Below are 18,263 nucleotides of genomic sequence, written 5' to 3' on the forward strand. Positions count from 1 at the left end.
CCGCTAGTATCGGCTGGCGATGCCGCTTTCTGAACCATGATGGAACGGCTTCTGCCTGAGCACTCTGGTCGCATTGAACGCCGTGCTCTGCCTGATAATCTACCTGTCACACGGTAGGTATTTGCTGTAAAATAGCCTTCTTTATTGAACAGATCGTCCCTGGACGAAAGGCACAAAGATGAGCGTCAATTCTAAGGAAGCCATTTTGTTGGCGGCCAAAAAAATTGCCCAATCGCAGGGCTACAATGGTTTGAATTTCCGCGACCTCGCGGAAGCTGTTGGTATCAAAGCGGCGAGTATTTACTACCATTTTCCCAGCAAAGCCGATCTGGGTATTGCCGTTGCCAGACGCTATTGGGAGGACGGTGCGCTCGCACTCGAGATGATCGAATCAGAAAGCCCATCTCCGATTGACGCGCTGCGTCGCTTTCCTGAAATCTTCCGCAGATCGCTTGAGGCCGACAATCGTCTCTGCCTGGGCAGTTTCATGGGCGCTGAAACGGATACTTTGCCGGTTGAAATGACCAATGAAATCCAGAAATTTGCTGAAGTAAACATTGCGTGGCTCAGTAAGCTTCTGGTGGCTGCGAAGGTGTGCGAATCAAGTGAGAGTGAATCCAGAGCACGTGCAATTTTCGCCGCTATTGTGGGTGCCCAGCTTTTTGCCAGAAGTCGCTCGGATATCTCGCTTTTCGATGCCCTGGTCGATTCATACCGCGCATCAGGACCTCTGCCTGCATAGCCACTGACAGCGACCCGCTTTGGCGAAAGATAAAACCGGGTAATAGCCCGGTTCGTTTCTCATTCAGCCTTTCTCTGGTGTTAGTAAAACTGAACATCATTGATCAGACTTGCGTCATCCCACCATCCACACAGATTTCTGCTCCGGCTATATAACTGCTTTCATCGCTTGCGAGGAATAGTGCAGCACTGGCAACTTCTTCAGGCCTGCCCATTCTTGATAACGGAATGGTGCTGATTATCCCATTACGTAGCTCTTCAGAGGCCGCAAGCATCATTTCCGTATCGATGGGGCCAGGGGCGACAACATTTATTCGAATGCCACGGGCGGAGAGTTCTTTTGTCCATGTGCGGGCAAAAGAACGAAGTGCTGCTTTACTGGCGCCATATACGCCATATCCCGGCGTGCCAATCACATCGGCAATCGACCCGATCAAAACGACGCTCGCGCCCTTCTTCATCAGGGGAAGTGCTGCCTGCATAGCAAAAAGCGGTGAGCGCACATTCAGGCCGAAAATAGCATCAAAATGTGCCGGGGTGACGTCATCAATCATCGAGTATTCTGCCATTCCGGCATTGATGACCAGCACATCTATCTGGCCAGACTCTGCCCTGATTACATCAACTATCCGCGTCAGTTCGCTTATCTGGCTGACATCAGCACGAACGGGCCTGGCGGTGCCCTTTATGGTGTGGCTGGCTACTGCTAACTCCTCATTTCGGCGCGAGGTCAGCCAGGTCGTTGCACCTTCACTGGCAAATCGCTGGCTGATAGCCAGACCAATGCCTTTTGCTCCGCCGAGTATCAGGGCAACTTTATTCTCTAATCTACGCATCTGCTCACTCCTGTCGGGATGGAAAACAGATGATATAATTTTTATACTTAATAACAATTACGCACTTTGTTTAAATCAGGTATCGAGGAATATATCGCTATGGCTCAAATTGAGAGTAATGATCTGACAGAAATAGGAAAAACCCGACCGGTGCTGGAGAACATCACCAATAAATGGTCAATTTTAATTCTCACCGTACTTTGTAGTGAACCCGTGCGCTTCAATGAACTTCGCCGCCGACTGGATGGGATTACGCACAAAGCCTTGTCCGATGCGCTTAAGCGGCTTGAGCGCAATGGATTGGTGCATCGAAAGGTACTGCCGACTTCGCCGGTGAGTGTGGAGTACAGTCTTACATCACTGGCACAGACGCTTCAGGAGCCTTTTAGTGCGCTGTATGGATGGGCGCTAAAACATGGTGCGGAAATGGAGCAGGCTCAGTTGCGGTATGATTCCCGGCATGCAGAAGAGGTTGAATCATCCTGCAATCCGGGTCCACCAGTCGCCTTTGATTGACGCTGTTATGTCCGCGAAAAGATGATTACATTTATTCAGCAAACTTATCCGCGGCTCTGCCGCTCAGCAGAGTGTTACTCACCGACACGCGGATTGATCGCAGGGAAGACCCGTCGTTAACATTAAAAGTAACTCCGCAAACAGAGGCAGGGAAAGTATGAGGGAGATTGCACCCGAGGGCATAACCGGTATGCCGTCACGCACGGCAGAGTATCTTTGCCGTCAGACTGCACGCCTGGTGAAAAGAGGAAGCCTGACCCCGGAGACCTGCCAGCGTATCTATGCTTTTTGTGGTATCAGACCGTCAGATACTCAATGGCGTCAGTTTCTTATCCCGGTTCTTTGCTGTCTGGGATTACTGTCACTGGTTGCCGGATCGGTATTCTTTATTGCCTGGAACTGGGCGTGGCTGCCGAAGATGGCGAAATTTGCCCTGGCTGAACTGCTGATTGTCGCGCTGGCGGTGGTGGTCTGGTGGCGCTGGTACAGCACGCTGGCACGCAGCGCATTGCTGGCAGCAGGGTTAAGTTTCGGCGCCCTGTTTGCGCTTTATGGGCAGATTTATCAGACCGGGGCTGACAGCTGGGAGCTATTCCGGGCCTGGTTATGCGTTCTTCTGCCGCTGGCGCTGATTGCCCGGCAAAACAGCCTGTGGTTTTGCAGCTGGCTGGTCGCTAACCTGGCGTTCCAGCTCTATTACACCACGATGCCGACCTCACTGCTGGATCTCGCCGTGTCTGACAGCTTCACCCGACTCCCGTCGGCGGTGCTTCACGGATATCTGGCGCTGCTGGCCGCCTGCCTGCTTTTCAGGGAAGCGCTGGCCTGTCGGGCGATAACGCATCATCCTGAGAGCTGGCTGGCAAGTCGCTGGTTCTCACGGGTGATGGCTGGATTTTTACTGCTGCTGCTGACCACCATCGTGGCCGGGAACATTTCTGACTGGGACGGTAACAACCACTTTACTTACATCACGGTCGGCTGGGCGATCACCCTGCTGGCAGGTTATTACCTGTACCGTTACCGCTATCAGGATCTCTGCATGCTGACGCTGGGCATCGCCAGTCTGACTGTTGTTGGTTGTGCGCTAATCATGCGGTTATTTCTTTACGCCTACGATACGGGCGATCTGTTTTTGACCGGTGCCCTGATGGCATTCTGGCTGGCGGTAAATGGTTCTATCCTGCTGAAGTGGCAACGCAAAATGGTTGAAAAGGAGCCGATCGATCGGGTTCCGGCCAGGCTGACCTTACTGACAGACACGTTGCGTCAGCAGGGTTTGCTAAGCGCCTCGCAGATTGAAGAAATTCAGCAACGCGATCTCGCCTCCGACCTGCCCTGGTATCTGAGGCTGGCGCTAAGCGTCGGTGGCTGGATCGCAGCGATCATCATTCTGTTACTGCTGATACTGCTGCTCTATACCGCTGACTTACTCGACCAACCGAATGCCGCCACCCTTATTCTTCCTTCACTGCTGCTCGCCATCATTGCGCGCGGCCTGCTGCGCAGTCAGCGTGACGGTAAACATCACCTCGGGCTGGCATGGGCAATTGCGGCGACCTGCGGGCTGATATCCGGCGTTCTGCTGCAAATCCACAGCAATGACGTCAGCTTCCTTATGCTCAGTTCACTGTGTGCAGTGCCGATCCTGGCCGTGATGGCGGTGGTTATGCCCGACCGCACTTATCGATTTATGGCCATCACTGCCCTGAGCTTTTTTCTGGTGCTGGTGGGCCATTCTCTGGCCCGGCTGTCCCTGTCGCCGACGGCTGGCCGCCTTGCTGTTTGCGGAGTGGTGGCGGCGATAACGTGTTGGTGGCTGTGGATCGTCAGTCATCAGCTGAGGTTACAGGCAGGGCCGTACGCTGACGCGGTACATCCCCTGCTGTATGGCATCCCGGCTGGTCTGATGTTGCTGAGTTTCCTCGGGATAAACGCGGCGTATCTCACGGATTTCATCTGGTCAACTGCGCAGTTGACTACGCTTCAGTCTGCGACAGGCACAGGGATCGCGGCAGGCTTAGTGCTGAGTGCACTCAGTCAGAAAAGGAATGGCCAGTCGCTGTTTTCGATTATCACACTGCCCGCCGCCCTGATCTGCGGGGCTGTCGCCCTCTATGCACCGGGTATTGGACTGGGCCTGTGGTTGATTCTGATGGCGCGTTATCAGGGAAGTCAGGGATTACTGGTGGTCAGTGGCGGTTTCATGGTGCTGTATGTCATTGGCTGGTATTACTTCCTGGCGGTTACTCTGCTGCAGAAATCCCTGCTGCTGATGGTCGGTGGTCTGGTTTTACTGGGGCTGGTATGGGGAGTCAAAAAAGTGTTACCCGCACCAATCGGAGGTGCCAGTGAGAATGCGTAAACAGAGCCGATGGCTGGCAGGCGCAGTGATAGCGCTGGCGCTGGTGGCCGTCAATGTCAGCATCTGGCAAAAAGAGCAGGTGCTGAAACAGGGCGCGGTCATGATTTTACCCCTTGCGCCGGTTGACCCGCGATCCCTGATGCAGGGTGATTACATGGCGCTGAATTATGCCCTGACCCGACCTCTGGAACTGAGGTTGTATCAGCAGGCTGAGACCTGCGGCGCGACCCTGTCAGCGCCCTGCCTGCCCACCAGCGGGACGCTGATTGTTGACCTCGATGCGCAGCGTCATGCGACTCAGGCCCGGTTTGATCACGGTGAGCCTCTGCAGGCGAATCAGCTACGGGTGAAATACCATCAACATTCTGGCTCGCTGACCGTCGGCACCAACGCCTGGTTCTTTCAGGAAGGCCATGGCGAGCGTTTCGCGCAGGCACGTTACGGGGCATTCCGCGTCGGGAGTGATGGTACGGCACTCCTGACCGATCTGCTTGATGAGCAGGGTAAAGCGATTCAGCCTTAACTATGCCAGACGCTCGCTGACCTGCCACAAAATGCTCTGACAGGCGGCTTTAAGATCCTTGCTGCCAGGATGCACGTCGCGGATCGCCACGAGGCTCTTGCTGGTCTGTGGAACCGTTTATCGATCATCGCCTTAGCGCTGATATTTACTAAGACGCTGAACGTTCCGGCATCAGTTGCCAATGCGATCTGCTGAGTTAAACCAGCCGGAGAGGTGTTATAAGCGGGCAACGGCCAATCGGGTGAGTAAGGCGGTCGGGACGGAAGCGGAGTAGCACAGGCAGATTATGGTTGGTGCAGCAACCTGTTGATACGCTACCGCGCAGCAGGTTCTGTCTGCTTACCCAGGTTGCCTGCTACCGGATGTGGCACGGTAAAGTACGTAACCTTCGTAATGCTTAAAGGCGTGCACACTACGCGGGTTCGTTTCCCGGGGCATCTCCCCGGGAAACGTTGATAGTCGTTGGTACAGAGATTGCAATTGCAGAAGTAATAAACGGCGGTTAGCCCGGCAGGTACTCGGCTACTGCTCGTTTTTACGCTGCACATCCTCTGCGGCAGAAACGCCGGTGATGTCAGAAAGCCCATCCTGATCGATTTCAGCCGCGGCACCATCAACGGTCCGGGCCATCATGAGTAAGTCCTGCAGTTCGTGCAGCAGAATGGCCGCATCCGATTTAAGCACCTCATCGGTATCCACGGACTCAATAATCGTATTGATGGCCTTTCCGGCGCTTTCCATCATTTCAGTCACACCGCCCTGCTTACTCACTGCAAGCACCAGCGCGCTGATCAGAAGCGATTGAGCCTCGACGCGGGCAGTTAACTGTTTGGTTGCCGCATCAATTTTAGAGATTTTGGCAAGCATGCTTAACACAACGTTTTTCATGGGAAATACTCTATAAAACCTATATTTGGCAGTTAATCAGGTTGAGGAAACGCTGATTAACCATTTCCACTGGTTCACTGGCTGAAAATAATTAACAAAACCTCTGTCGGATTACACTATTTTTTGACCAGCGTAAGCCTCTGAAAATTTGCCACGGTTACCGGCCTGCCGCATCCAAAACAGACTGCTCCGTGAGCACCTTTCTTCATGTCAGACAGGAGAGAATAGGTAAACTTCCTGTCACCGCAGAACGGGCATTGAAATTTAGCGAACCTCATGAATACACATTAGGATCATCCCCGGTAAAAGAGGGCCCAGCATGGCAGGTTAGCGTTAATTGACAAGCACATTTACGTCAGCAGCGATTTATTGAAGGAGAACAGAATTTTCGTCCTCTGCCGGGCTGATGAGAAAGATTTTCTGGCTGACGAAAACAGCTGAAAACCGGACCTCCCCTGAACCTGTTTAATCAGCCTCAGGATATCAGCAGCGCCGCCAGCCTGCCGCTGGCGGCCTGGGGCGATACGCAGGCACACTGCCACGGTTAGCCGCTTATCGGATCAGTGAGTAAAAAAATCCGTTAATATTTCCGCCAGTTTTTCCGGCTGTTCGTCGGGAATAAAATGCCCGCATTCCCCGATAACCGCACCGCTGACCTGCTCAGCCACGGCGCGCAGCGGGGTCGCCATATCCGGTATCGAGCCCTGATCGGCACTGACCGCCAGCAGCGGCAGCGCCAGCTTTCCGGCCTGCGCGCGCTGGCGATTCTGGCCGGCCGACTGCTCAACCGCCCGGTAGTAAGCCAGCCCGGCCCGCAGCGCGCCGGGCTGCTGATACAGGCGCAGATATTCAGCGCGCGCCGCCGCATCTATCCGGTGCGGACTGGCCGCTTTACGGTTAAAGAACCAGTCCAGGTAGATCGCCTCCCGGCCGGCAATCAGCGCTTCCGGCAGATCGCTGACGCAGTGGAAGGCGAAATGCCAGGTTTTCCAGGCATTACCACCGGCCACGGGCAGCGACTCAGGCAGCGTAATGCCGGGAATGCCGCCATCCAGCAGCGCCAGCCGGCTGACGTGCTGCGGAAACTGCGCCGCCAGCGACCAGGCGACCCAGGCACCGATATCGTGTCCCACCAGATGAAAGCGCGTGATGCCGAGCTGCTGTAACAGCGCCATTACCCGCTGCGCCACCGTATCGGTATCGTAACCCTCAGCAGGAAAGTCAGAGTCCCCCTGTCCTGGCAGGTCAGGTGCGATCACCTGAAAGTGGTCAGCCAGCCCAGGGATGACCTCGCGCCACGCATAGCTGCTTTGCGGAAAACCGGCCAGCAGAACTACCACCTCGGCGTTTTCACATCCGGCACTGAGATAATGAAGACGCAGTTGATCCACGCTGGCAAAGTGATGCTGATAGTGCGAATTATGTTGCATGGTGTCGCTCCAAAATTTAGGAAATGATCGTTTCCATATTGATTAAAAAATTTAGTCGAGGATTTTCAGGGCCAGCGGGATAACGCTTTCATCCGGCCGGGTCGCGGCCACTTTGCCGGCCACCCGCATACCGAGCACAATACATAACATCAGTGAGGCGGAGGCATCAGCATTCAGCGCCGGATTGATCGAGCCATCCTGCTGTCCCTGAACGATAAGCTGCCGCAGATTCTGCTGATTGCGCGTCAGCGCGTCACTGACCGCATCGGCCAGATCGTCATCCAGCGTCTGCAGTTCAACGGCACTGCCGGCGACCAGACAGCCGCGTTCGCCTTCAATATCACGTACTGATTCCACATAAAATTGCAGCAGTGCTGCCAGCCTGGCGCGACCGTTTTCACACTGCGCCAGCCGCTCGCTCAGCGCGGCGTTGCGTAATGAGAGGTAGCGTGCAAACACCTGCGCGAACAGCGAGCGTTTATCCGTGAACGCTTTGTAAATGCTGCCGGTGGTGAGCTGCATCGCGCGGCTGAGATCGCCTATCGAGGTGGCGTGATACCCTTTTTCGCGGAAGATCTGCATCGCGCTGTCCAGCGCCGCTTCTGTCTGAAATGCCCGCGGTCGGCCCCGTTCTCTGATCCGATTATCATTGCGCATTGCTCGCCCTTTAGGAAACGTTCGTTTCCTTAACGATAGCCGGAATCTACTCACAATAAAAGAGGCGTATTTCGTCCTCGCCAAACTCAGGATCTGAACAGCGACCGGTTCGCCGGTCCGCTTTGCGGGATGCTAATCCCGACTGACCTGACGCAAAGCGCTGTTACCGGCCGCTCATCTATACTGCAATTTATCTTCGCTAAAGGAGCTCCCTCATGGGACTGAGCTGGTTTACCCTCTGGCCGCCGCTGGCACGCGTATTATTTGTTCTCGCTTCGTTAACCCTCATTCTTAGCGGCCTCTATCTGGCGGCACCGCTGATCAACCAGGTGCTACTGGCGATGTTATTGTCGATCATGCTCGATCCGCTTATCAGCTGGCTGGAGAAGAAGCACATACCGCGTATTGTGTCGACGATACTGGTGATTGCTTTGATGCTGATGGTGGTGGTGGTCACCATCATTAAACTGACGGTGCTGACCCCCGATTTGATGCAGCTCAGTCGTCAGGCACCGCTGCTGCTGGCCGCCCGGCTGGAGCAACTCACGCAGGCGTTTGCCCGGCTGGATATCGGCATGACGCCCGACCAGCTGCTGACCTTTGTTGATGCGGGTGCGGTGGTGCGGATAGTGACCGCCTTCCTGACGCAGATACCTGGCGTCATCTCCTGGTGGATCATGGTCTTTCTGATGCTGCTGTTTATGTTGTATGAATTACCGCTGCTGAAAAAGACGCTACAACAGCGGGTAGCAGGCAAACATCAGGCGCTTTATCAGGCACTGCAGGAAGGGATTATGAGTGTGATCGTTTATGCACGGGTAAAAACCCTGACCAGCCTGCTTGGCGCGCTGATCGTCGGAACCGGCGCGCAGTTGCTGGGCCTGAAGTTTGCCTTTTTCTGGGGCGTACTGATGTTTGTCTTTAACTATGTGCCGGTACTGGGATCGTTCCTGGCGGCGATCCCGCCGGTGGTCCAGAGCTACATACTGTTTGATCTGCAGATGGCGCTGGCGGTTGCCGGCTTTTTCATGGTGCTGAATCTGGGGCTGAGTTCAGTGATTGAACCGTTGCTGGTGGGTAAGCGGCTTGATATGTCGCTGACCAGCCAGTTACTGGCGTTTCTGTTCTGGCAGGCATTGCTGGGGATAACCGGGGCAATTCTGGCGATTCCGTTAACCTATCTGATTAAAAAGGTCCTGCTGGCGGGTTATCCGCAGCAGCAGGACCATCAGTCGGAATTAACGCCGTGAGGGCGTTTTCAGTCGCCATGAACGGGTAAGACGCTTCTCGATCTCCACTATGAAGAAGATGATGACGCTGACGATCAGTGAAATCATCCAGTAGTTGATCGGCAATGGACGGGTACCAAACAGCGTATTCATCAGTGGCACATAGATAATTATCGCCTGCAGCACAATCAGCACCAGCGTAACCAGCCAGATGCCGCGATTTTTCAGCAGACCGCGATCCAGAGAGAAGCCATCAGCGTTACGGCAGTTGAGCATATAGGCCCACTGCGCAGTGACCAGCATCTGTAGCAGCACAGTGCGGATAAATTCTGCGCTGTAGCCACGCGGCTGCAGCCAGGCTTCCAGCACGAAGGCGCTGATTGAGATCAGCAAGCCGACAAACACCACGCGCCAGATAGCGTAACCATCCATTACGTGCGCCTTCACATTACGCGGTGGACGCCGCATCGCATTGGCTTCAGCCGGTTCAAACGCCAGACCAAACGACAGCGTGGCGGACGTTGCCATGTTCATCCATAAAATCTGTACCGGCGTGAGCGGCAGCAGGTTCCCCATCAGGATGGCGATAATAATCAGCAAACCCTGCGCCAGGTTGGTGGGCATGATGAACAGGATGGTCTTCTTGAGGTTGTCATAAACCCGACGTCCCTCTTTCACCGCAGCGGCAATGGTGGCGAAGTTGTCGTCAGCCAGGATCATATCTGCCGCTTCTTTCGTCACCTCGGTGCCTTTAATCCCCATCGCGATACCGACGTTGGCCTGTTTCAGCGCGGGCGCATCGTTGACGCCATCGCCGGTCATCCCGACAATTTCGCCACTGGCTTCCAGCGCTTTTACCAGCCGCAGTTTATGTTCCGGGCTGGTGCGGGCGAAGATATCGTAGGTTTTCGCCGCTTCAGCCAGTTCGGCATCGCTCATGTGTTCCAGCTGGTAGCCGGTGATTGCCGCGTGACTGTTGCCAATCCCCAGCATCTGACCAATCGCCATCGCGGTTTCCTGATGGTCACCGGTGATCATTTTGACGCGGATTCCCGCCTGCTGGCACTCATCAATGGCCGCGATCGCTTCAGGGCGCGGCGGATCCATCATGCAGGCGAGACCCAGCAGCACCATGTCATGTTTCAGCTCATCATGATCGAGCGAGGTGACCGGCGCAGCGGTTTTCTTCCAGGCCGCGGCCACGGTACGTAACCCTTCGCTGGCGTAGGTAGTGATGGCGGCGTCCCAGTAGTCACGGTCGATGGGCTCTGCGCCCTCCGGCGTCTGCTGCTGCTGACATAAATTGAGTAGCACGTCTGGCGCGCCGGTCAGCAATACATAGGATTCGCCGCCGGCTACGCAGCTGACTGACATATATTTATACAGAGAATCAAATGGCAGCTTACTGACTACCTCAACTGGCCCGGAATCGGTCAGCCCTTTGGCCGCCAGCACTTTCAGCGCGCCTTCCGTCGGGCCGCCCACGATGGTCCAGTGGCCCTGATTATCCTGGCGGAGCTGGCTTTCATTACAGGTATCGACCGCACGCAGGAACTGCTGGAATAGCGGATCCTGTGCGGCACTGGTAGTGCCTGCTGTGGCCTGCTCGGCTACGATCTCGCCTTTGGGTTCATAACTGTTACCACTGACGCGCCAGCGACTTTTGGCCAGCACCACCGCTTTGACCGTCATCTCATTCATGGTCAGCGTGCCGGTTTTATCAGAACAGATGACTGACATGGCACCCAGGGTTTCGACGGTCGGCAGCTTGCGGATAATCGCCTGATTGCGCGCCATCGACTGCACGCCCAGCGACAGGATGATCGAAATAATCGCCGGCAGCCCTTCCGGCACCGCCGCGACCGCCAGGCTGATCACCGACAGCGACAGCTCGCCCAGCGGAATATCGCGTAGCAGATAGCCGAAAATGAACAGCGCCACCATCATCAGCAGGATGATGAAGAAGATCGCTTTACCCAGTTTATCGATCTGCACCAGCAGCGGGGTTTTCACCTCTTTGATGCCGCTGATCATCTCGTTGATATGTCCGAGTTCAGTATCGCCACCGCTGGCGATGACCACGCCTGCCGCCGTACCTGAACTGACGGTGGTGCCTGAAAAGGCCAGATTAAGGCGATCGCCCAGCGATTTTTCACCGCTCAGCGTATCAACGCTTTTCGATACCACCGTCGATTCGCCGGTCAGAATCGCCTCTTCGACCCGCAGATTGTTCACTTCAAACAGCCGCAAATCTGCCGGAATTTTATCGCCGGGACGCAGCATCACCACGTCACCGATCACAATCTCACGCGTCGGCACGGTGACTTGTTTACCGTCTCGCACCAGCATGGCTTCATTCGCCAGCATATTCTGGATGCTTTTCAAAGATTTCTCGGCGTTGCTTTCCTGGATAAATCCAATCAGTGCGTTGATGACAGCAACGCCGAGAATGACAAAGGTATCTACCCAGTGGCCCATGATTGCAGTAATCACTGCGGCAGCCAGCAGGATATAAATCAGTACATCTTTGAAATGCGCGATAAATTTTAGCAGCGCAGACTTTTCTGCTTTTTGCGGTAGGGCATTTGGACCATATTTCTGCAGACGGTCATGCGCGGTGGCCGAGGTTAATCCCGCTGACGAACTTTGTAAGTCAGAAAATATCTCGGCCACACTGCGCTGATACCAGGGACGATCGGATAAAGCGGGCGCTTTATCCTGTTTTTCGTTGTTTAGCATATATAAACCCCGTGCCATTAAGCGATGAATTAAAGGCGAAATTTAAAAAAAACGCATTTTGCGGGATGCAAAACCCACAGGTAATGACCGACATCATTTTTCTGCAAAAAAGGTCTGGTGAATGACAGGAATGGCTAAATTAAATTTAACCTATATTATCAGAATGACAACGTTGTTTTTGTTTAGCTAAGGTTTAGCCTGGCTCATGCAGTGTGCATCGGTTTATATCGTGGCCTATAAAAGGAAACTCTGATGAAAAAACAGAGCATTATCGTGCTTTGCGGTTTCGTTATTCTCGCGGTTGCCGCGACCACGCTGGTGGGGTTATTAACCTGGCTGGTGGTTTCACAGATGCCAATCTGATATGTAACAAACGAAGCGGCCCTGCCGTTTGGCTTAAAAATATGTTGATGCGGTTAAACTTTATTTTAAATCGCTGGCAATAAGCATCGGGCTGAATTATTCCTTAACGCTTATTAAACCGCGGCTAAAATAGCTGAAGTTAAGGCGAGGAAAATGATCAAACACAAAGTTATCCCTGTTTTGCTCTGTTGTGTTTTTATGACAGCCTGCGACGAGAAAAAAGAGCCGGATGCGCCACCGCCGCGCGTAATTAAAACATTCACTATTGAATCTGATCTTGCGCAAAATATCCGTATTTTTCCTGCACGTATTCAGGCCGGTGACAATACCGATCTGGCGTTTAAGCGCGCAGGTCAGCTGATTACCCTGAATATTCGCGATGGAACAGCGGTTAAAGCGGGTCAGATCCTCGCCACGCTCAACGACGCTGAAGCACAATTACGGGTGCGTGACCGTCAGACCAGCCTGCAACTCGCCGAACGGCAATATCAACGCTTCAGCACCCTGGCACAGCGCAGCGCCGTCTCTAAGTCGGAGATGGATGTGCAAAAAGCCAATCGCGATGCGGCGGCGACGGCGTTAAAACTCGCCAGGGAGGAGCTGCAGTTCCTGACGCTGCGCGCCCCGTTTGATGGGATGATCGCGCAGGTTCAGGTGCGTAATCATCAGGTCGTCGCTGCCGGACAGCCGGTGGCTCTGCTGACCCGCGCAGATTTACTCGATGTGATTTTTACGCTGCCCGAAACCCTGTTTACCAGTCTCGATATCCAGAACATCGACTATCAGCCCGAGGTGCAGTTCAATGCGCTGCCGGGCCGGGTATTTAAGGCTCAGTATAAGGAGCACACCAGCCAGACCGATGCCGCCACCCTGACCTATCAGGTGGTGCTGACCATGCCGCGTCCGGCGGATTTACCCGGCGTGGCGGGCCTGAGCGGCTCGGTGCGGGTCCAGTTGCATAATCTGCCCAATGCCCCGGCGCTGCCGCGTCTTGTGGTGCCTGCCGCCGCGGTATTTAATCCCGATCACAGCCCGACTAATCAGCCGCACGTCTGGCTGGTGGAGCAACAGGGCGATGTTCTGCGGGTCAAAGACCGCCAGGTTGAAGTCGGCAGGCTGAGTGCGCAAGGCGTTGAGATCGTCAGCGGACTGAAACCGGGTGACCGGATTGTCGCCGCCGGCGTGGGTGAGCTGCGTGAAGGCGAAGCGGTGCGGATCTGGCAGCGCGAGCGGGGGTTATAATGCGTATTCAGCAGCATTTCCTTGATAAGCCGATCCGCTACTGGATGATTATTCTGTTGCTGGGCGTGGGCGGCATTTACGCCCTGCTCAATATCGGACGGCTGGAAGATCCGCTATTTACCATCAAATCAGCGGTGATTGTGACGCATTATCCCGGTGCCTCAGCGCAGCAGGTGGAGGAAGAGGTCACCCTGCCGCTAGAGAATGCCTTACAGCGCCTGCCGTCGCTGGATAACGTCAGTTCCATCTCGGCCAATGGCCTGTCGCAGATCACCGTCAACATTCATACCAGCTACCTTGCCGATCAGCTGCCGCAGATCTGGGACGAACTGCGGCGACGCGTTGATGATGCGACCCGCCAGTTTCCGCCAGGCGTTCAGGCACCGCTGGTCAACGACGATTTCGGCGATGTCTATGGCTACTTTTTTGTCATCCATGGCAAGGACTTCACCAACAGCGAACTGCGCAACTATGCCGATCAGCTGCGGCGCGATCTGGTGCTGGTGCCCGGCGTGGCTAAAGTCGCGGTGGCGGGCGTCGAGCAGGAAGAGATACGGATCGCCCTCTCCACCGCTAAAATGACCGCCTACGGCCTGACGCCACAGCGGATAGCTGAACTGCTCAGCCGCAACAACAGCGTAGCCAATGCCGGTAGCGTGCGGGTCGACAGTGAATCCATCCGGTTCCATTCAACCGGCGAGTTGCAGACGCTGGACGACCTGGCCAGCCTGCCGATTCTGCCGGCCGGCAGTCCGCAAAATGTGCATCTGCGCGACATCGCCACCCTGACGCACGGTGTTACGGATAATCCGGCGAATCTCTATTTTGCTGATGGCGAGGCCGCGCTGGCGATTGGCGTCTCTTTTGCGCCAGGCGTCAACGTGATTGACGTCGGCGATGCGCTCTCCAGCAAGCTGGCGCGCTATCAGCAGGATACGCCGGCGGGCATCAGCCTGAAGGTGTTTTATAACCAGGCGCACGAGGTCAAACAGTCGGTTGATGGCTTTATCCTTAACTTCCTGATGGCGCTGGCCATTGTGGTCGGTACGCTGCTGCTGTTTATGGGCTTACGCAGCGGGCTGGTGATTGCCGCCTCGCTGGCGCTCAACGTGCTGGGCACTCTGCTGATCATGAATTTATTCAGCCTGGAGCTGCAGCGGATATCGCTGGGAGCGTTAATTATCTCGCTGAGTATGCTGGTCGATAACGCTATCGTGGTGGTTGAAGGAGTCAAAATTGACCACCAGCGCGGCCAGCCCTTACAACAGGCAATGAACCGGATGATACGCCGTAGCGCGCTGCCGCTGCTGGGTGCGACCGTGATCGCCATCATCGCCTTTGCCCCGATCGGCCTGTCCCAGGACTCCACCGGCGAATATTGCAAATCACTGTTCCAGGTATTGCTGATTTCGCTGATGCTGAGCTGGGTCACCGCGCTGACCTTAACCCCGGTGTTTATCCGCTGGAGCGAGAAGCGTCAGCCGGCCCGCCAGCCGGTACAGCAAGCCGCGCCTTACCAGGGCGTGGTTTTCCGCCTTTACCGCCAGATGCTCAGCAGCTTGCTGCGTTTTCGTCTGACTACCCTGACCGTGATGGTGGCGCTGTTAGCCGTGTCGCTGTACGGCTTTGGTCTGGTTAAGCAGAATTTCTTTCCCTCTTCCAGCACGCCGATCTTCTTTACCGACCTGTGGCTGCCCTACGGTACCGATATCCACTACACCGCAGAGACGGCGGCCTCGATTGCGCGTTTTATCAATCAGGACCCGGCGGTAGAGGCGACGGTCACCACGGTCGGTCAGGGCGCGCTGCGCTTTACGCTGACCTATGATGGCGCCCGCCAGTACAGCAACTTTGCCCAGATCATGGTGCGGGTCAAAGATGCCCGTCAGCTGGATGCGTTAGCGCTGCAAACTGAACACTTTATTCAGCAGCACTACCCGCAGGTGAATGAGCGGATTAAACGCATTCAGTTTGGCAGCGCCAGCGACAGTGCAATCGCCCTGCGCGTTATCGGTCCCGATCCGGAAAAACTGCGCCACATTGCCAGCCAGCTGGACGCCATCTTCCTCGCGGACGGCACCACCTTCCCGGTGCGCAATGACTGGCAGGAGCGGAGCAAAGTGATCCGGCCGCTCTATTCTGCGCTACGCGGCCAGGAGCTGGGCATTGATAAACGCGATATCGATCAGGCCCTGAGAATGAATTTCAGCGGCGATGCGGTGGGCATTTTCCGTGACGGCTCGCGACTGATGCCGGTGATGCTCTACCCGGCGGATGAAGAGCGTCAGGATATCGATCATATCGCCAATATTCAGCAGTGGAGCGCCGCCTTACAGCGCGTCGTTCCGCTCAGCAATGTGGTCGCGGACTTCCGGCTGGAGTGGGAAAATCCGCTGATCATGCGGCGTGATCGGATGCGGGTGCTGACGGTGCAGACCGATCCGGATCCCGCAGCGGGCTTAACGTCCGCGCAGATTGTCGCCCGGGTTAAGCCGCAGATCGATCGGCTGGACTTGCCGGCTGGCTACCGGCTTGAATGGGGCGGCGAACTGGAGAGTTCACGCGACGCGCAGCGCGGTTTGCTGAGTTCACTGCCGGTGGGATTCCTGGCGATGTTCGTGATTACTATCCTGATGTTCAATTCGCTGCGTGACGCGCTGGCGATCTGGGCAACGGTGCCGCTGGCGCTGATCGGCGTCACCTGCGGCTTCCTGCTCACCGGTATTCCGTTTGGCTTTATGGCGCTGATTGGCCTGCTCAGCCTGTCAGGCATGCTGATCCGCAACGGTATCGTGCTGGTTGAGGAGATTCGGCTGCTGCAGCAGGAAAAACCGCTGCAACAGGCAATTATTGATGCCGCAACCTCACGTCTGCGCCCTATCCTGCTGACCGCCTTTACCACCGTGCTGGGACTGTTGCCGCTGCTGCGTGACGTCTTCTTCCAGAGCATGGCGGTAGTGATCATTTTCGGGTTGGGCTTCGCCACCGTGTTAACCCTGCTGGTATTACCGGTGATTTACCGCTGCCTGCATGGACGGGAGATGAAAAGTGAATAAAAGCGGGCTGGCGATGCTCAAGACGCTGGCCTGCATCACTGCCGTCTCCTTTTTTACCTTTTATCAGAGCTACGACAGTTACCACTACGACTCGGGCCTGGCGCTGAATGTGCTGAGCTTTGTTTCGACCATCGCTACGCCGCTCTACTTTTTACTCAATGGCTATATGGATGCGGGCGAGCAGCCTACTCCGGCGTGGCAGCTGAGTAAAATTCGCCGTATTTTGCTGATTTTTTTGTTCTGGTTTGGCTTTTTCTGGTTTGCCGGCCTGCACAAGAAGGGCTATTTAATCCAGCCGTGGTTTGTGATTGCGCTGATTGTGATTTACGTTTCGCATCCCCTGTTCGATCGGCTGTTCCGTACACCTGGACGGATGGCGCTGGGGATACTGCTGCTGCTGATTTTTGCCTTTGGATATGACCTGCTGGCCAGCCTCTATCCCAGCCAGCGGGCGTTTTCACTATTGCCGCAGTACCGTATCTGGACCTGGGTGCTCTATTACCTGTCGGGGCGGCTGATGGCTGCGCCGCAGGTGATCCGCCTGCTGATGTCGCCACGGATGATCAAAAGCAGCCTGCTATTGCTGCCCGCGGTCTGGCTGTTTACCTGGCTGTATGAGCGTTATTACTTCATCGCCCGCTTTTTTGCCACCAGCAATGAAATGGTACTCACCGGCTCACAGGTTTACCTGCTGGTGGTGCTGATTGTGATCAGCATTAATGCCATCAGGCTGCCGGCGAATAAACCGTGGATTACTGCTTTCCTGACCACGCTGGGCAAGACCATGACCGGCGTCTATATCCTGCACTATCTGATTTTTAATCTGCTGGCCGCGGCGATCCGAATTCAGACGCTGGGCGACAAGCTGCTGGTTATCGCCCTGACGCTGCTGTTTTCGATGGCTATTTCACTGCTGATGCTGCGTATTCCCGGCGTCCGTAAGCTGATCAGCCTGTAGCCGGGCCGCCGCCTGCTCCGTGGCCAGACGTCGGGTGGCAATGAAAGACGCCATCTGACTTCGCGCCTGTTCCACCTCGCCGGCTGGCGCGGTTCGGGGTGAGCCGCTGTTGAACGGAGGTTCCGGATCGTATTCCATCTGCAACTGAATCGCCCTGGCGACGGCGTCACCACAGAGTTCGGCCACCAGCGTCAGGGCAAAGTCGATGCCGGACGTCACCCCTGCGCCGGTAATCCGGTTGCGGTCACGTACCACCCGCTGGCTGACCGGCTCAGCGCCCAGTAACGCCAGCTGGTCAATCGATCCCCAATGCGAGGTGGCGCGATATCCCTGTAACAATCCCGCCGCGCCCAGCACCAGCGAGCCGGTGCAAACCGAGGTCACACATTGCGCCTGTCGCGCCTGCTGACGCAAAAAGTTCAGCGTCTCACGGTCGGACATCAGCGCGATTTGTCCCGGACCGCCGGGCACGAAGATCACATCCAGTTGCGGGCTGGCGTCGAACGTCATACCAGGCAGAATCGACAAGCCGCGATCGGAACGAACCGGCTGCAGGTCCTTCCACACCAGATGACAGACGAACTGCGGCGTGCGGGCAAACACTTCCCACGGACCGGTTAAGTCCAGCTGGGTAACATCAGGAAACAGCAACAGACCAATCTGTAGCGGACGGCTCATGGTAAGACTCCCGGCGGATCACCAGACCACATCATGCGATGA

The 18,263-nt window shown here is 55.6% G+C and carries 14 protein-coding genes; 8 read left to right on the forward strand and 6 right to left on the reverse strand.

Annotated features, from left to right (window positions below; genetic code table 11):
* Positions 1-178: 178 nt before the first annotated feature.
* A complete protein-coding gene (locus AABB92_RS12165) occupies positions 179-742 on the forward strand; it encodes a TetR/AcrR family transcriptional regulator (protein ID WP_031377583.1) in 564 nt (187 codons plus the stop codon).
* A 103-nt stretch (positions 743-845) separates the two neighbouring features.
* On the opposite strand, the gene AABB92_RS12170 is transcribed toward AABB92_RS12165, so the two are convergent.
* Positions 846-1,577: an SDR family NAD(P)-dependent oxidoreductase gene (locus AABB92_RS12170; RefSeq protein ID WP_046289291.1), complete on the reverse strand. Its 732-nt coding sequence runs from the start codon at positions 1,575-1,577 to the stop codon at positions 846-848.
* A gap of 99 nt (positions 1,578-1,676) precedes the next feature.
* On the opposite strand from AABB92_RS12170, the gene AABB92_RS12175 reads away from it, so the two are divergent.
* The 3 genes from AABB92_RS12175 (at position 1,677) to AABB92_RS12185 (ending at position 4,981) form a co-directional block, all read left to right on the forward strand.
* Positions 1,677-2,093 (forward strand): winged helix-turn-helix transcriptional regulator, encoded by a 417-nt coding sequence (locus AABB92_RS12175; protein WP_046289290.1) that lies wholly within the window; start codon positions 1,677-1,679, stop codon positions 2,091-2,093.
* Positions 2,094-2,250: 157 nt separating this feature from the next.
* On the forward strand, positions 2,251-4,458 hold the full coding sequence (locus tag AABB92_RS12180) for a DUF4401 domain-containing protein (protein WP_046289289.1): 2,208 nt from the start codon (positions 2,251-2,253) through the stop codon (positions 4,456-4,458).
* Positions 4,451-4,981 carry a GDYXXLXY domain-containing protein gene (locus AABB92_RS12185; RefSeq protein ID WP_031377585.1) on the forward strand — a complete coding sequence of 177 codons (531 nt, stop codon included), beginning with the start codon at positions 4,451-4,453 and terminating at the stop codon, positions 4,979-4,981. Before AABB92_RS12180 ends, AABB92_RS12185 begins: the two co-directional genes overlap by 8 nt.
* A gap of 522 nt (positions 4,982-5,503) precedes the next feature.
* Here AABB92_RS12185 and AABB92_RS12190 read toward each other — a convergent pair.
* The 3 genes from AABB92_RS12190 to AABB92_RS12200 all read right to left on the reverse strand — a co-directional run bounded on the left by AABB92_RS12190 (position 5,504) and on the right by AABB92_RS12200 (position 7,956).
* The gene (locus AABB92_RS12190; RefSeq protein WP_425343578.1) at positions 5,504-5,848 is read right to left on the reverse strand and encodes a sigma-S stabilization anti-adapter protein IraP; all 345 of its coding nucleotides are present in this window, start codon (positions 5,846-5,848) and stop codon (positions 5,504-5,506) included.
* Positions 5,849-6,429: 581 nt separating this feature from the next.
* Entirely contained in the window at positions 6,430-7,299 is an 870-nt protein-coding gene (locus AABB92_RS12195) for an alpha/beta fold hydrolase (protein WP_046289288.1), read from the reverse strand.
* A 51-nt stretch (positions 7,300-7,350) separates the two neighbouring features.
* Positions 7,351-7,956, reverse strand: a complete 606-nt coding sequence (locus tag AABB92_RS12200) for a TetR/AcrR family transcriptional regulator (RefSeq protein WP_031376876.1) — start codon at positions 7,954-7,956, stop codon at positions 7,351-7,353.
* A gap of 215 nt (positions 7,957-8,171) precedes the next feature.
* On the opposite strand from AABB92_RS12200, the gene AABB92_RS12205 reads away from it, so the two are divergent.
* Positions 8,172-9,206, forward strand: a complete 1,035-nt coding sequence (locus tag AABB92_RS12205) for an AI-2E family transporter (protein ID WP_031376875.1) — start codon at positions 8,172-8,174, stop codon at positions 9,204-9,206.
* Here the strand turns inward: AABB92_RS12205 and AABB92_RS12210 are convergent.
* Positions 9,195-11,924, reverse strand: coding sequence for a cation-transporting P-type ATPase (locus tag AABB92_RS12210; protein ID WP_031376874.1), 2,730 nt, complete (start codon positions 11,922-11,924; stop codon positions 9,195-9,197). The two genes, AABB92_RS12205 and AABB92_RS12210, sit on opposite strands and share 12 nt — an antisense overlap.
* Positions 11,925-12,440: 516 nt before the next feature.
* On the opposite strand from AABB92_RS12210, the gene AABB92_RS12215 reads away from it, so the two are divergent.
* Genes AABB92_RS12215 through AABB92_RS12225 form a run of 3 tightly spaced genes read left to right on the forward strand, consistent with a single transcriptional unit; the run spans position 12,441 to position 17,543 of the window.
* Positions 12,441-13,529 (forward strand): efflux RND transporter periplasmic adaptor subunit, encoded by a 1,089-nt coding sequence (locus AABB92_RS12215; protein WP_031376873.1) that lies wholly within the window; start codon positions 12,441-12,443, stop codon positions 13,527-13,529.
* Entirely contained in the window at positions 13,529-16,585 is a 3,057-nt protein-coding gene (locus tag AABB92_RS12220) for an efflux RND transporter permease subunit (protein WP_031376872.1), read from the forward strand. Before AABB92_RS12215 ends, AABB92_RS12220 begins: the two co-directional genes overlap by 1 nt.
* Positions 16,578-17,543, forward strand: coding sequence for an acyltransferase family protein (locus tag AABB92_RS12225; protein WP_031376871.1), 966 nt, complete (start codon positions 16,578-16,580; stop codon positions 17,541-17,543). The genes AABB92_RS12220 and AABB92_RS12225 overlap by 8 nt, the downstream gene beginning before the upstream one ends.
* Here the strand turns inward: AABB92_RS12225 and AABB92_RS12230 are convergent.
* Positions 17,493-18,221, reverse strand: a complete 729-nt coding sequence (locus AABB92_RS12230) for a DJ-1/PfpI family protein (RefSeq protein WP_031376870.1) — start codon at positions 18,219-18,221, stop codon at positions 17,493-17,495. The two genes, AABB92_RS12225 and AABB92_RS12230, sit on opposite strands and share 51 nt — an antisense overlap.
* Positions 18,222-18,263: the final 42 nt, after the last annotated feature.

This window comes from Pantoea brenneri (assembly GCF_038594305.1).
Classification (GTDB): Bacteria; Pseudomonadota; Gammaproteobacteria; order Enterobacterales; family Enterobacteriaceae; genus Pantoea; species Pantoea brenneri.